Source organism: Microbulbifer sp. MI-G, from assembly GCF_030440425.1.
In the GTDB taxonomy this organism is placed as follows: domain Bacteria; phylum Pseudomonadota; class Gammaproteobacteria; order Pseudomonadales; family Cellvibrionaceae; genus Microbulbifer; species Microbulbifer spongiae.
In genome coordinates, this window is the sequence record NZ_CP098023.1 from 2439866 (window position 1) to 2454419 (window position 14554).

The following is a 14554-nucleotide window of genomic DNA, read 5'->3' on the forward strand; positions in this document are numbered from 1 at the left end:
GGCCAGCCCGGCGTTAATCTAGGTCATGTGCCTGATAACTTCGCCACCAAACTCCGAGCAGGATTTCAACTCGGCGCCCTCCATCAGGCGTTCGAAATCATAAGTAACCGTCTTGGCCTCGATAGCGCCTTCCATACCTTTGATAACCAGATCTGCCGCTTCCTTCCAACCCAGATGACGTAACATCATTTCCGCAGACAGGATCAGGGAGCCGGGGTTTACCTTGTCCTGACCGGCATACTTGGGTGCTGTGCCGTGCGTAGCCTCAAACAACGCGACTTCGTCGGAAAGGTTGGCACCCGGTGCAATGCCGATTCCGCCCACCTGAGCAGCCAGGGCATCGGACAGGTAATCACCGTTCAGATTCAGAGTGGCGATAACATCATACTCCGCCGGGCGCAGCAGGATCTGCTGCAGCATGGCATCTGCAATCACATCCTTGATAATGATTTCCTTACCGGTTGTCGGGCTCTTGAAGCTATGCCAGGGCCCTCCGTCCAGAGGCTGAGCGCCAAACTCATCGCGCGCCAGTTCGTAGCCCCAATCAGCAAAGGCGCCCTCGGTGAACTTCATGATATTGCCTTTGTGTACCAGGGTAACGGAATCGCGGTCCTGGTCTATGGCATACTGGATCGCCTTGCGCACCAGGCGCTTGGTGCCTTCGGCAGAGACCGGCTTGACGCCGATACCGCAGTGCTCCGGAAAACGGATTTTCTTAACGCCCATCTCGTCTTGCAGAAACTTAATGACTTTTTTCGCCTCGTCACTGTCCGCTTTCCACTCGATACCGGCGTAGATATCTTCGGAGTTTTCCCGGAAGATCACCATATCTACCTTGTTCGGCTCCTTTACCGGAGAGGGCACGCCGCTGAACCAGCGCACCGGCCGCTGGCAGACATACAGGTCCAGCTCCTGGCGCAGAGCGACATTCAGGGAACGGAACCCCCCACCTACCGGAGTGGTGAGAGGGCCTTTGATGCTGACAACATAGTCCCTGATCGCGGCGAGGGTTTCGGCTGGGAACCAGTCACCCGCGTAAGTCTCGGCCGCTTTTTCTCCACAGTAGATTTCCATCCACGCAATTTTCTTGCCGTCACCGTAAGCCTTCTCTACTGCAGCATCAATCACCTTGCGCATGACCGGGGTGATATCCACACCGATGCCGTCGCCCTCGATAAAGGGAATCACCGGGCGATCCGGAACATTCAGAGAACCGTCGGCATTGACTGTAACTTTTTCGCCGTCTGCCGGCACTTGGATATGACCCATATTGCGTAAACTCCCTAAATTCTGTGACTTTTTAGGCCCAGCATTGCTTGCATCACTGCCCCGGCACCCTCGGACCAGGACAAAAACGGCGGGATTATAGCAGCATCGGCCTCTTTTTGTAGTTGGATTACAATACCGGATTTTTGTTATGGCCAAGCTCATTCTTCTTAACAAACCCTACGGCGTCCTGAGCCAATTTACGGATACCCAGGGCCGCCCCACGCTTGCAGACTACGTCCGCGAAAAGGATGTCTACCCCGCCGGCCGGCTCGATTTTGACTCGGAAGGGCTGCTGCTGCTCACAGCCGATGGCGCGCTGCAACACCAAATCAGCCACCCAAAGAAAAAGGTGGCAAAAACCTACTGGGTCCAGGTTGAAGGGGAAATCAGTGCTGATGCGCTCACGGCTCTGGACCGTGGCGTACCGCTCAAAGAGGGGCGCACTGCGCCGGCCAGGACCCGGCGCCTGTCCGATGTTAAACTGTGGCCGCGCACACCGCCGATTCGGGAGCGAAAATCCATTTCCACCAGTTGGCTGGAACTGACCATTTGCGAGGGCCGCAACCGCCAGGTTCGACGGATGACCGCAGCTGTCGGTTTCCCCACCCTGCGTCTGGTGCGTATGGCAATCGGCCACTGGCATCTCGGCGCGCTCAAACCCGGAGAGTACCGGATGGAGGAAATTTTCACCGTCAATCAGGCCCCCTCAAAGCTCGGGCAAAAACGTCGGCAGCGGTAGATGCTAGCGGAAAATCCAAGCGGTCTTGGTCCGAGGTGTTTTCACAGGTAAAATTCGCCCCTTTTTTCTCTTCCAGTGAGGTAGCGACAGTCTCTATATGTCTGACTCCACACCCAGCAAGCCGCCCAAGCGTATCATTGTCGGTATGTCCGGCGGTGTCGATTCCTCCGTAGCCGCACTGCGCCTGATCCAGCAGGGCTTTCGGGTGGAGGGTCTGTTTATGAAGAACTGGGACGAGGACGACGGCACCGAATACTGTACCGCCAGGGCCGACCTGGCTGATGCCCAGGCCATCTGCCACAGGCTTGGTATCCATCTACACACTGCCAGCTTTGCCGCTGAGTACTGGGATCATGTCTTTGCCTACTTCCTGGCGGAATACAAGGCCGGGCGTACGCCCAATCCGGATATCCTGTGTAATCGCGAAATCAAATTCAAAGCCTTTCTGGAATACGCAGAAGTACTGGGCGCAGATGCCATTGCCACCGGCCACTACGCGCGCCGTCTCGATATCAAGGGGCGCACCTATCTGCTCAAGGGGCTGGATGTCAACAAGGATCAGAGCTATTTCCTGCACGCGGTGGAAGAAGCGGCCTTTGCCCGCGCCCTCTTCCCGCTCGGAGAGCTGGAAAAGCCCGCGGTGCGGCGTATTGCTGAGAAAAACGGTTTTGTCACCCACAACAAAAAAGACAGCACCGGCATCTGTTTTATCGGCGAGCGCCGCTTCAAGGATTTTCTGGAACAGTACCTGCCGGCACAGCCTGGGGATATGGAAACGCCGGAAGGCAGGTTCATGGGGCGCCATGCGGGATTGATGTACCACACCATTGGCCAGCGACAGGGCCTGGGTATCGGCGGTGTCAAAGGTGGCGGGGAGGACCCCTGGTACGTGGTGGGCAAAGACCTGCAGCGCAACGTACTGATCGTTGTACAGGGTGCACACCACCCCCTGCTCTATGCCACAGGGTTGGAAGCAACCCAGACACACTGGATTAATGGTGCTGCACCCGGCAAAACATTCCGCTGCCAGGCGAAAACCCGCTACCGCCAGCCAGACCAGGATTGCACAGTGCAGGTACAGGAAAATGGTGACCTGATTGTGGCATTTGATAAGCCACAGCGCGCCGTGACACCGGGTCAATCACTGGTACTCTACGACGGCGAAGTTTGCCTTGGCGGTGCGGTGATAGAAAAATCCACCGGCATCGGCTCTGCCGTGTCGAAAAAACAACAAGCACTAAGGAGCGATTTTGAATAACTGGCGGGATCAGGCTCTGGCACTGGCCGGAATATTTCAAGCTGCAACACTGGTAGAGCGCCTGGCAAAGACCGGCACGGCTCCACAGACACAGCTGGAAACAGGTGTGTTCAGCCTGTTTCAGCTCAATCCCGACCACACCGACACTGTCTTTGGCGGTGCCGCCAATCTACTGCCAGGGCTGCAGGTTTCAAGACAACTGTTACAGTCACGTCAGCATCCAGAATATACCGACTGCCTTCGGTATGCGCTCTCTATACTCTATCTGCAGCGGCAGCTCAGCAAAAAGAGCGCACTCCTTTCCATCATCGGCAACCGCCTGCAAAAAGCCAAAGCCCAGGCCGAGCATTTCGCCCCGACACACGAAAATGTGTTTTCAAACCTGGCCAGTATCTACAGCGATACCCTCGGCACCTTCCGCTTCCGAATTCAGGTACTCGGTGATTTTAACTACCTGCAACAGCAGCGCATCGCCAACCAGATCCGCTCCATGCTGTTTGCCGGCATCCGTGCCGCAACCCTGTGGCGGCAACTGGGCGGTCGCCGCCTGCACCTGCTGTTTCAGCGCAAGAGACTATTGCATGCGACCAATGATTGGATCGCACAACTCGAATCCACAAATCACTAGCTCCGGAGATTGACTATGACCGTTGCGCTTTCCGCACTCACAGCGGTATCCCCCATTGATGGCCGCTACGAAAGCAAGACCGCCCCTCTGCGCGCTATTTTCAGCGAATACGGCCTGATGTCCGCCCGCGTTGAAGTAGAGGTACGCTGGCTGCAGCAACTCTCCGCGCACAGGCAAATCACCGAGGTAGCGCAGTTCGACGACGACGCCAACCAGCTGCTCGACCGCATCGTGGCTGACTTCTCCCTGGGAGATGCCCGGCGTATCAAAGAGATCGAGCGCACCACCAACCACGACGTAAAAGCCGTCGAATACTTCCTCAAGGAAAAAATCCGTAGCAATGTACAATTGGCCGGAGTCAGCGAATTCGTCCACTTCGCCTGTACCTCAGAAGACATCAACAACCTTGCCCACGCACTGATGCTGCGCGCCGGGCGTGAAAAGGTCCTGTTGCCAGCAATGCACAACCTCGTGGACAAAATCGCCGAGCTTGCCCAACATTTTGCCGACGTGCCCATGCTGTCGCGCACCCACGGCCAATCCGCCAGCCCCTCCACCGTGGGTAAGGAGCTCGCCAACGTGGTTGCGCGCCTGCGCCGTCAGATAAATCAAATCCGCGCAGTACCCCTGCTGGGTAAAATCAATGGCGCGGTAGGTAACTACAATGCACACCTGTCCGCCTATCCGGAGGTCGACTGGGAAGAATATGCAGAAGCCTTTGTCAATTCCCTGGGCCTGACCTGGAACCCCTACACCACCCAGATCGAGCCACACGACTATATCGCTGAACTGTTCGATGCAATCGCACGCTTCAACACCATCCTGATTGATTTTAATCGGGATATCTGGGGTTATATTTCCCTCGGCTATTTCAAACAGCGGGTGGTTGTCGGCGAGGTGGGCTCTTCCACCATGCCGCACAAGGTCAACCCCATCGACTTCGAAAACTCCGAGGGCAATTTAGGCCTGGCCAACGCCATGTTGCAGCACCTGGCCGCCAAGCTGCCCTTGTCCCGCTGGCAGCGCGACCTGACTGACTCTACCGTACTGCGCAATATGGGTGTTGGTGTCGGCTATTCCGCCATCGCCTATGCCGCCACCACAAAGGGCCTGGGCAAGCTGGAAATCAACCGTGAGCGCCTCGCAAAAGACCTGGACAATGCCTGGGAAGTACTGGCGGAACCCATTCAGACCGTGATGCGCCGCTACAATATTGAGGCACCCTACGAGAAGCTCAAGAACCTCACGCGCGGCCAGGGCATCACCCGTGAAACCCTGAAAACATTTATTGAAAGCCTGGAGATTCCTGCCGAAGCCAAGAGTGCCCTGCTGGAATTGACTCCGGCCACCTATACCGGAAATGCCGCGGAACAGGCTCGCAAGCTTTAACCAAGCCCCGACTGCGGCCACCGGCAGGTGGCCGCATGGAGACACTGCCTGCGCGCTCCGGGCCTTCCAGTGGGCAATGACCGGAAACAGCACGCCGGTGCACTTTTGGTTTTCAATAACGAGTTTCCCATGCCCAGCCCCCTGACCCATCTCGGTGAAATGCCGATCGACATTTTTATGCGCGACTATTGGCAGCAAAAACCCCTGCTGATCCGCAACGCTTTTACCGATTTCAAATCCCCGATCTCCGCTGAAATGCTGGCGGGCATGGCCCTCGAAGAAAGGGTGGAATCGCGCCTGGTAATGGAACAGGGGGAAAACGAACCCTGGCAACTGCGCACAGGACCTTTCACCGAGGCGGACTTCCTCTCCCTGCCCCGCACCCACTGGACCCTACTGGTTCAGGCCGCTGATCAATGGTTATCTGAAATAGCCGAACTCAAAGAGTGCTTTCGTTTTATACCCGATTGGCGCCTTGACGATGTGATGATCAGCTATGCCGCCGACCAGGGCAGCGTGGGTCCGCACTACGACCACTATGATGTGTTTCTACTCCAAGCGGAGGGCAAGCGCCTCTGGCAGCAGGGGCCCAAAGTCGATGAAACCCAGCCGCGGCTGGCGGGCACACCACTCAGTATCCTCAGCGCGTTCGAAGCGGAAAACCGCTGGATACTGGAACCGGGCGATATGCTTTACCTGCCCCCGCAATACAGCCACTGGGGTATTGCCGAAGGCGCCTGCACAACAATTTCCATCGGTTTTCGCGCGCCCTCTGCCGCCGAGATTCTCGAAGAACTCGCCAGCGAAATCGCAACGGGATTGCCAGACAGCATGCGCTACACCGATGCGGGCATAGAGCCCACAGGAAATCCCGCTGAAATTGACGCGGCCTCTGTGGTACGTTTGCAAAAACAGATAGGCCATTGGCTGCAACAGCCGGAGAAAATCACCCGGTGGTTCGGTGCGGTGATGACCGAGGCAAAATATCCAGATATCGTAGCCCTGGATGCGGACAGCGCTGCCGACTGGCGGAAACAACTGCGCCGGGGACTGTCGCTGGTACTGAATCCTGCATCGCGCTGTGCCTTTTGTCGCCAGCCTGCAACGCTGTTTGTAGATGGGGAAGCCCTCCCTGTGCCCCTTGCTTTTGCCAGACAATTTACTGCAAACCGCACAATCCGCTGGCGCGATATCGACAACTACCCGCTACTGGGCGTCGCAGATGGCCTGATCGATCAGTTGGTTTCCCAGGGCACGCTCATCTATCCCCCGGAGGATTTCTGATATGGCTATTGTTGTCCGCACTGCTAACTGGCATAGCGAGCGAAGCACTATCCGCACCATCCGAGAGACTGTGTTTGTGCGGGAACAGAAAGTCCCCGCCGATTTGGAGTGGGATACTCTGGAAGAAAGCGCCCAGCATTTCCTTGTTTTCGAAGATGGCGTGGCAATAGGCACTGGGCGTCTGACAGCAGGTGGCAAGATCGGTCGCCTAGCAATCAAAAAATCTGCACGGGGCCTTGGGTATGGCGCGCAGCTGCTTGAGACCATTTGCGAACATGCCCGACACCTTGGGCACCAACGTGTTTATTTGCACGCCCAGCAACAAGCCCAGGGGTTTTACAGTCGGTCTGGCTTTGTTGTCGAAGGTGACATTTTCTCAGAGGCGAATATCCCCCATATCAGGATGGTGCGGGATCTGGATTCATTATCTGGCTGACCATTAGCCTTCCCTTGACGCGCTGGATTGCCGGCCTGAAAGGCAGCACTCATCACCAGGCGTAGCTGCTCATCCAGGCTCATACCGAACCTGCAGCCGACAGTGGCACCTAAAGCTTCAGGTTGACTTCCCCCTGGGCACTACAGCCTCCACCCACAACTCCGCTCAAAAGCGGAAAATACCATATATTGTGCAGCATTGCTTTTTATAGTCAATATATAGTGATCCAGATCAAGTGCTACCCCAAGCGCCTCGCTATGCTTCGCGCAGTGTTTTTGAGGACTGCCTATGACGAGCATTGCCACTCCCGCCAACCAAAATCTGTCCAGCTCGGCACACCCAGCCACAACGCCGGAAGGCTTTCTGGTCTGCAAGCGCGATGGACGCACACTGGCTTTCGATGCCAGGCGAATCACCAGTGCACTTTTGCGTGCCGGGCGCGCTACCCAGGCTTATGACGAAGAGGAAGCATTGCGTCTCACCCAGTCGGTGTTGCAAGTGATTGGCCACCGCTTTGATGACAGCGCACCAATTGATATCGAGGAGATCCAGAATATTGCCGAGCAGGTGCTGATCAGCTGCCATTATGTGGATACTGCACGGGCTTATATTGCCTATCGGGGCCGGCATCAGCAACTGCGCAGTGATCGGCAGTCCCTGGTGAATGTGGAAACCTCAATCAATGAGTATTTGCAGCGGGCAGATTGGCGTGTCGCGGCCAACGCCAATCAAGGCTACTCTCTGGGCGGTTTGATTCTGAACAGTGCCGGCAAAATGATTGCCAACTACTGGCTGAATCATGTCTATTCGAATGAAATCGGCGCGGCCCACAGAGATGGTGACCTGCATATCCACGACCTCGATATGCTCGCGGGTTATTGCGCCGGCTGGTCGCTGCGCACCCTGTTGCACGAGGGTTTGAACGGCGTGCCGGGCAAGGTGGAATCCGCACCACCGGCACATCTATCCAGCGCCGTAGGCCAGATTGTCAATTTTCTCGGAACCCTGCAAAACGAGTGGGCTGGCGCCCAGGCCTTCAGTTCCTTCGATACTTACCTGGCCCCCTATGTGCGCAAGGACCGACTGGACTACCCCACCGTGCGCCAATGTATGCAGGAATTGATTTTCAACCTCAATGTGCCGTCCCGGTGGGGGACCCAAACGCCCTTTACCAACCTCACATTTGACTGGGTATGCCCGCAGGATCTGCGCGATCAGGTACCGGTGATCGCAGGCGAGGAAATGCCCTTCACCTATGGTGCTCTGCAGGAAGAAATGGACTTGATCAACCGCGCCTATATCGAGGTGATGAGCGCGGGCGATGCACGCGGCCGGGTTTTTACCTTTCCGATTCCCACCTACAACATCACTGCAGATTTTCCCTGGCACAGCGACAACGCAGAGCGCCTGTTTGCCATGACAGCCCGCTATGGCCTGCCCTACTTCCAAAACTTTATCAATTCAGACCTGAGCCCGAATATGGTGCGCTCCATGTGCTGCCGCTTGCAGTTGGATTTGCGCGAATTACTCAAACGCGGTAACGGTCTGTTCGGTTCCGCAGAACAGACGGGCTCTCTCGGCGTAGTAACGATCAATTGTGCACGTCTCGGCTATCTGTACCGCGGCGATTGGGATGCCCTGGTCACCCGCCTGGATCGGCTGCTGGAACTGGCGCGGGATTCACTTGAGGTCAAGCGCAAAATTATCCAGCGGCACATGGATGCAGGACTGTTTCCCTATACCCTCCGCTACCTGGGTACTCTGCGCAATCATTTTTCCACCATCGGGGTAAATGGCATCAACGAGATGCTGCGCAATTTCAGTGGTGACCGCGAGAACATTGCCACTGAAACAGGAACCCATCTGGCCGAAGGACTGCTGGACCATATCCGCACACGCATGACAGAATTCCAGGAACAGACAGGCCATCTCTACAACCTTGAGGCGACGCCAGCCGAGGGCACCACCTATCGATTTGCCCGTGAGGATCGCAAGCGATTCGCAGACATCATCCAGGCCGGCAGTAAAGAAGCGCCCTACTATACCAACTCATCACAACTGCCCGTGGGCTTTACCGACGATCCTTTCGAAGCCCTGGCCCGGCAGGAGTCCCTGCAGTCCCGGTATACGGGCGGTACCGTATTGCACCTGTATCTGGGCGAGCAGTTGCCAGATAGTGACAGTTGCCGCCGGCTGTTACAGCGCGCACTTCAGCACTATCGCCTGCCCTACATCACGGTAACCCCCAGCTTTTCCATCTGCCCGGTGCATGGTTACCTTAGCGGCGAGCACGAATTTTGCCCCCGCTGTGACGAGGCGCTGCTCGCAAATAAGCAACGCTCCTGCAGCAATTCACACTTGACTACCAAGGAGACATGCCATGCATAAACAAGCCCCAGTATTAAAAGAGAAAGACCGCACCCGCTGCGAGGTCTGGAGCCGTGTGATGGGCTATCACCGTCCGGTCTCATTCTGGAACCCCGGCAAACAATCCGAACACCGGGAGCGCCGTTTCTTTGTAGCCAACAGCAAACCGGGCTCGGTGTAAAATCATGAATGCGCACCTGCGAGTCGGCGGCTTTACGCCGTTTACCGCCATCGATTATCCCGGCGAATTGGCTGCAGTGGTCTTTTGCCAGGGCTGCCCCTGGCGCTGCCGCTACTGCCACAACGGCCATCTGCTGCCCGCCCGTGCTCCTAGTACCCACGGCTGGGAACAGGTTGTGAACTTTCTTGCCGACCGTCGCGGGTTACTGGATGCGGTGGTATTTTCCGGCGGCGAGCCCACAGCTCAGGAAGCCCTGGAGGGTGCCGTAACCGAGGTGCGCAAACTGGGATTCAAGGTGGGCCTGCATACCGCCGGTATCTACCCGCGCCGCCTGCGCCGCCTGATCCCCCGATTGGATTGGGTCGGCCTTGATATCAAGGCCCTGCCGGAAAATTACCCGGCTATTTCCGGTGTGGCTCGCAGTGGAGCTGCACCCTGGCAAAGTGCAAAACTCCTGGCAGAGGCCGGCATTCCCCTGCAGGTACGCCTGACCCACCACCCCCGGCTCACAAGCCACAGCGAACTGGACCAGATCCGTCAAAAATTGCGGCTACTCGGGATTCCCCACCTGGAAATACAACCCTGCAACAGCGCACAGGCTTTAGATGAAACGCTTCGATTGTCATTGTAAATTCAGGCAAGGGTTAAGAGATGCACATAATACATGGATACCTATCGCTAACCCAACAACGCACCTCTGCATACGGAGTACTTCTCCCCAGTAGGGTCCGAGCCTACGGCCAGATTAATATCATCACTGATACCAGCCCCGTCACTGTCAACCGTAGCGACCTCTGTACTGGAAACAGAAAAGTTAATATCTGGTATCGACAAGTCCAATGCCCGCTTAATACATTTTGGATAGCCCGCAATTATTGACACCTGACGGCTGGCACCTTTTCCATATAGATTTAAACTCCGCCCAAGGTTAACGTTAACTTGTAGACTAGCAGGCGGCACTCGGTCATCACTCTGGCAAAAATTCCCAGCCGAGATTGTCTCGTTTTCCACCACAGACAAATTATTTGTCTGCGCAGTAACCTTCCTGTCATTTTATTATTTACTGACAATAAAGTGCAAACTCGTGCAAATTGAGTTTGCCTGATTCAAAATATCATCAAGCAAGTTCAGCCAAAGCCAGGCTGCCAAGCCGTGAAGGCAGCGCAAGCAATTATAAAAAATCTCGATATATGCCCCGATAGCTACTTGTCCTTACGCCCAGGCGACAAAGCAACGGGGTAGCACTAATTTATTTTTCAGCGTATCCCCGAAGCCCACGAGAGGCACCTCGCCCAAATTCCCCTTTCGCGACATTAAAGACATCACACCAAATCCTTTTGAAAAATCACGGTAAGATTGCGCAGAATATTGACATTCCCAATCTGTGTGCTGAAGTTGATGAAATTTCCACGGTTTATGGCCAGGCACGCTTGAGGTGGTTTATAATTCCTGCGCCCGATAATTTACTATAATGGGAAATATAAATGATTAGAAAAATGTATCAAATTTCTGCAATTCAAGCAGTACTTTTATTAACATTATCAGGCTGTGGAAGCGATAATAATTCGTCTTCTCCTGCTCCTGGCTCCGTTGTTTTTGATACTCCACCAACTGTGAATAATGTCACTATAGATGGAGCAAAGCAATGGATTCCGATATCTGGAAAACAATTGGGCAGCGATCCAGATGGTGATGCTTTAACGTATAGTTTTTCAGAAAAAAATGAGATTATTAATCCTGTTGATGGCGTTTATACATTTAGTCATGGTCAATTATCATTAATTGGTGATCAATTTGAATATACTTCGATCTCAGGACAAGCCGCCTCTATTGCTTATACTGTAACAGCAAATGATGCTTCAGCTTCTGCAACCATTAAGATCACGAATGTTGCAAATGACCCTTTAGCTTATCAACAATGGAGCCTGCGCAATACAGGCCAAAAAGCTTATGCACTATTTGTAGAGAATGAAACCGAAGAACTTGTTGCTGGCGAAGACATGAATGTTGCAGCTGCTTATGCTCAAGGTGTCACAGGTGCCGGTGTGACAGCGGTTGTTGTAGATTCAGGCTTAGAAATTCGCCATGAAGACTTGATAGGTAATGTATTACCAAATCGCTCTATCAATTTAAACGCATCAGCAATTGACAGAACAGACCCAACGAGCACTTCTAATAGTGGTGATCATGGTACTAGTGTGGCTGGCTTAATCGCAGCTAAAGGCTGGAACAATATAGGTAGCCGTGGTGTAGCCCCAGACACAGGGCTAATCGGTATGAACTATTTAGGTGTAGATAAAATAGCACAAACAGAGCTATTGATTCATGGATTTCCTGGAAGTGGTATTTCTGCAGATGAAGAAATTTCAGCATTTAACCGTAGTTATGGTCATACCACCCCTGCATTTTATACTTACTCAGCTTTAGATGAAGCTATTGAATCTTACCCGAATCTGATGCTTCGAGGTGGCAAAGGTGCCTTGAGCATGAAGTCTAGTGGCAATGCTTTTGGGGGCAGCGGTCGCGACAACCGTGAAGGTTCTTTATGTGCTGATAATGGTGCTAATCAGTTAGGCCTAACATGTTATAACTCAGCGTTCCAGACTAGTCACGCTCACCCATATTACTTGAATGTTGCAGCGGTGAACGCTAACGGTAAACATACAAGTTATTCAACAGCTGGCGCAAGCATAATGGTATCTGCTCCTGCTGGTGAATTTGGTGTTTCTGCTCCTGCCATGGTAACAACTGATCAAATGACTTGTATTAATGGTACTTCTGGCTTTAATAGTAGACAGATAGACATATATGGCGAAGAACTTGCAGCCTTCATATTTTCATTCAACTACCCAGGCCATCCAGAGAATGTGGGTTGTAACTATATTTCAACCTTCAATGGTACGTCTTCTGCTGCGCCGAATGCATCCGGTGTTGTGTCTCTAATCTTATCAGCAAACCCAGAGTTGACCTGGCGTGATGTTCGACACATTTTAGCTTCGACAAGCACTATGAATGACCCTGAAAACGAAAAGGTTGAACTGCCAATTGGAGAGGGCTCTTTTGTTGCTCATGCTGGCTGGATTGAAAACGCAGCTGGTTATCACTTTAATAACCTTTATGGCTTTGGTCGAGTTGATGCAGGTGCAGCTGTTGCCATGGCTTTAAATTACTCAGAGAGCCTTGGCGAGCAAATTATCACCGAATGGCAAGGCCTGGGCTCAACTGCTGGTGAAGCCGCCTTGGAGGCGATTATTCCAGACAATAATGCAACTGGTGTGAGTCAGGAAATCGAAGTTACAGAAGATATTATTATTGAAGCTATGCAGTTCGAGTTTGATATTCGCAATGATCATATGGGCTTCATTTTAAATGACAGTCTATTAACCTCAGCTGGTAACGACTTAGCGCTTGAAGTCATTTCTCCTTCAGGCACCAGAAGTGTTTTACTTTCTTCCAAGCAGGCAGCAATAGCACCTTCTCAAAACTTTACTGATGGACCTAGCCTTGGTTACATCATGGATGGTGTCGTAGTTCTTTCCAATGCATTTTATGGTGAAAATGCTAAAGGATCTTGGACTATCAGAGCATTAGATACTGGTGAAACTAACATCGAATTCTCACGCACGAATAACTTTTCTGGGGCGACAGGCCTGATAAATAATCCTGTAGAGAGTGTTCTGGAAGGTGTATCACTAAGAACATTCGGACGTGCAGCTCAATAAGAAGGGTAATACAATGAAGCTTAATACATTAATGATCTTAACTGCCGCACTGTATTTATCAGGGATGGCGCAGGCTAGTGCTGTTGACAACATGGAAAAGAATGATATAAAGGTCAAGCCGCTAGGAACGATATCCGGCGCAAGAGCGAGCTCTGCTGAGTTTGGTATCTTTAGGGTTGAGCGATCAATGGCCAGTGTCCCATCATCGATTGCTGCACCAGAGCAGGTTGTTGCAATAAAAGGTGAAATGGCCATAGTGAATATCAATGCTGATGCAGCAACAGACATTGTTGCTAAAGGTACAATAGTACGAAATACACTTACCGATGAACTAACAACTTTAACTGGTAATATCACAGTTTTATTAGGTAAAAATGTCAGCGCGTCAGAAGTAGCATCAGTTGCTGGCATGGAAGTATTATCGGAATTTCCCGGCACTGACATTGCCATCTTGAAAGTTAGAGAAAGCAATGACTTGTTAAAAGCTTTGAATGCGATACAACATTCGGGCTTAACGCTTGAAAGTCGAGTTGAAGTTACAGAGACTATGAACAAAGCGCAATAGCTAAAACTTACCTAAATTAGCAAGTTTTATCTGAGACAGACAAAGGGCATCACCTTATAACTGATGCCCTTTTTATGGTAGAGTTCAGAATTCTGAACACTACCAATAGTTTTATCTCACATCATCCATATCACACGCCATTCTTCTTCAGAATATACGTAAGCGCTCAATTAACACCTCCCTTTGATTCACTCGTCAGGTCTGCTTCCATTGTGATCAGTGATCAGCCCCACCAAGGTGGTCCAGTTTAAATGTTAGTGCATAGCGGGCCATGGCTCTTTCTCCACGGTGGTTTCCGGGGCCGGTGGGCGGTAGCCCAAGGCACTGTGTGCCCGCTTGGTATTGTAGTGCTTCCGCCCCCCTCAATAATAAATTCCGCCTCTTGTAATGTATAGAATATTTCACCGTTCAGAAGCTCGTCTCTGAGCCGGGCGTTGAAGCTTTCACAGTACCCATTCTCCCAGGGTGAGCCCCGCTCTATGTAAGCCACCTTTGCGCCAACAGATGTGATCCAGTCCCTGACCGCCTGTGCCATGAATTCCGGGCCAATGTCTGGCCGGATGAAGGCGGGAACACCACGTAAAATGAACAGGTCTGTTAATACATTAATCACTTTGCTCTGAAGATTCCATAGCAACAGAGCTTCAATCTTCCCAACGGTCTGCGCTCACGGTAAGTCGGTGTAAACCCGGAGAGTAGAGAGAATTTGACTGGCC

Annotated in this window: 12 protein-coding genes and 1 pseudogene; 11 read left to right on the forward strand and 2 right to left on the reverse strand. The window is 52.8% G+C overall.

The window, feature by feature from the left end; genetic code table 11:
- Positions 1 to 18: 18 nt before the first annotated feature.
- The gene (gene icd / locus M8T91_RS10195; RefSeq protein ID WP_301414016.1) at positions 19 to 1269 is read right to left on the reverse strand and encodes an NADP-dependent isocitrate dehydrogenase; all 1251 of its coding nucleotides are present in this window, start codon (positions 1267 to 1269) and stop codon (positions 19 to 21) included.
- Between the two features lie 148 nt (positions 1270 to 1417).
- Here icd and M8T91_RS10200 point away from each other — a divergent pair, with 148 nt between their 5' ends.
- The 11 genes from M8T91_RS10200 to M8T91_RS10250 all read left to right on the forward strand — a co-directional run bounded on the left by M8T91_RS10200 (position 1418) and on the right by M8T91_RS10250 (position 13838).
- Positions 1418 to 2008, forward strand: a complete 591-nt coding sequence (locus M8T91_RS10200; protein ID WP_301414018.1) for a pseudouridine synthase — start codon at positions 1418 to 1420, stop codon at positions 2006 to 2008.
- 97 nt (positions 2009 to 2105) lie between these two features.
- Positions 2106 to 3266: a tRNA 2-thiouridine(34) synthase MnmA gene (gene mnmA, locus M8T91_RS10205; protein WP_301414020.1), complete on the forward strand. Its 1161-nt coding sequence runs from the start codon at positions 2106 to 2108 to the stop codon at positions 3264 to 3266.
- Entirely contained in the window at positions 3259 to 3894 is a 636-nt protein-coding gene (gene hflD / locus M8T91_RS10210; protein ID WP_301414021.1) for a high frequency lysogenization protein HflD, read from the forward strand. The genes mnmA and hflD overlap by 8 nt, the downstream gene beginning before the upstream one ends.
- Positions 3895 to 3909: 15 nt before the next feature.
- A complete protein-coding gene (gene purB, locus M8T91_RS10215; RefSeq protein ID WP_301414022.1) occupies positions 3910 to 5283 on the forward strand; it encodes an adenylosuccinate lyase in 1374 nt (457 codons plus the stop codon).
- A 27-nt stretch (positions 5284 to 5310) separates the two neighbouring features.
- Positions 5311 to 6567, forward strand: coding sequence for a cupin domain-containing protein (locus M8T91_RS10220; RefSeq protein ID WP_301414023.1), 1257 nt, complete (start codon positions 5311 to 5313; stop codon positions 6565 to 6567).
- 1 nt (position 6568) lies between these two features.
- Complete coding sequence (locus M8T91_RS10225; RefSeq protein ID WP_301414024.1) at positions 6569 to 7003, forward strand: GNAT family N-acetyltransferase; 435 nt, start codon at positions 6569 to 6571, stop codon at positions 7001 to 7003.
- A gap of 288 nt (positions 7004 to 7291) precedes the next feature.
- Entirely contained in the window at positions 7292 to 9391 is a 2100-nt protein-coding gene (locus tag M8T91_RS10230) for a ribonucleoside triphosphate reductase (RefSeq protein ID WP_301414025.1), read from the forward strand.
- Positions 9384 to 9551: an anaerobic ribonucleoside-triphosphate reductase gene (nrdD, locus tag M8T91_RS10235; protein WP_301414026.1), complete on the forward strand. Its 168-nt coding sequence runs from the start codon at positions 9384 to 9386 to the stop codon at positions 9549 to 9551. Before M8T91_RS10230 ends, nrdD begins: the two co-directional genes overlap by 8 nt.
- A 4-nt stretch (positions 9552 to 9555) precedes the next feature.
- On the forward strand, positions 9556 to 10182 hold the full coding sequence (locus tag M8T91_RS10240) for an anaerobic ribonucleoside-triphosphate reductase activating protein (RefSeq protein WP_301414028.1): 627 nt from the start codon (positions 9556 to 9558) through the stop codon (positions 10180 to 10182).
- An 853-nt stretch (positions 10183 to 11035) separates the two neighbouring features.
- Positions 11036 to 13273: a S8 family serine peptidase gene (locus M8T91_RS10245; protein WP_301414029.1), complete on the forward strand. Its 2238-nt coding sequence runs from the start codon at positions 11036 to 11038 to the stop codon at positions 13271 to 13273.
- Positions 13274 to 13286: 13 nt separating this feature from the next.
- Positions 13287 to 13838: a serine protease external chaperone gene (locus M8T91_RS10250; protein ID WP_301414031.1), complete on the forward strand. Its 552-nt coding sequence runs from the start codon at positions 13287 to 13289 to the stop codon at positions 13836 to 13838.
- A gap of 254 nt (positions 13839 to 14092) precedes the next feature.
- Here the strand turns inward: M8T91_RS10250 and M8T91_RS10255 are convergent.
- A pseudogene (locus M8T91_RS10255) lies at positions 14093 to 14451 on the reverse strand (integrase core domain-containing protein); the annotation flags it as partial.
- Positions 14452 to 14554: the final 103 nt, after the last annotated feature.

What these genes read in the sequence shown, in the direction of transcription:
- M8T91_RS10200 (WP_301414018.1), top strand. Translation starts at nt 1,418, where the DNA reads ATGGCCAAGCTCATTCTTCTTAACAAACCCTACGGCGTCCTGAGCCAA.
- M8T91_RS10240 (WP_301414028.1), top strand. Translation starts at nt 9,556, where the DNA reads ATGAATGCGCACCTGCGAGTCGGCGGCTTTACGCCGTTTACCGCCATC.
- purB (WP_301414022.1), top strand. Translation starts at nt 3,910, where the DNA reads ATGACCGTTGCGCTTTCCGCACTCACAGCGGTATCCCCCATTGATGGC.
- M8T91_RS10245 (WP_301414029.1), top strand. Translation starts at nt 11,036, where the DNA reads ATGATTAGAAAAATGTATCAAATTTCTGCAATTCAAGCAGTACTTTTA.
- M8T91_RS10225 (WP_301414024.1), top strand. Translation starts at nt 6,569, where the DNA reads ATGGCTATTGTTGTCCGCACTGCTAACTGGCATAGCGAGCGAAGCACT.
- mnmA (WP_301414020.1), top strand. Translation starts at nt 2,106, where the DNA reads ATGTCTGACTCCACACCCAGCAAGCCGCCCAAGCGTATCATTGTCGGT.
- nrdD (WP_301414026.1), top strand. Translation starts at nt 9,384, where the DNA reads ATGCATAAACAAGCCCCAGTATTAAAAGAGAAAGACCGCACCCGCTGC.
- M8T91_RS10250 (WP_301414031.1), top strand. Translation starts at nt 13,287, where the DNA reads ATGAAGCTTAATACATTAATGATCTTAACTGCCGCACTGTATTTATCA.
- icd (WP_301414016.1), bottom strand. Translation starts at nt 1,269, where the DNA reads ATGGGTCATATCCAAGTGCCGGCAGACGGCGAAAAAGTTACAGTCAAT.
- M8T91_RS10230 (WP_301414025.1), top strand. Translation starts at nt 7,292, where the DNA reads ATGACGAGCATTGCCACTCCCGCCAACCAAAATCTGTCCAGCTCGGCA.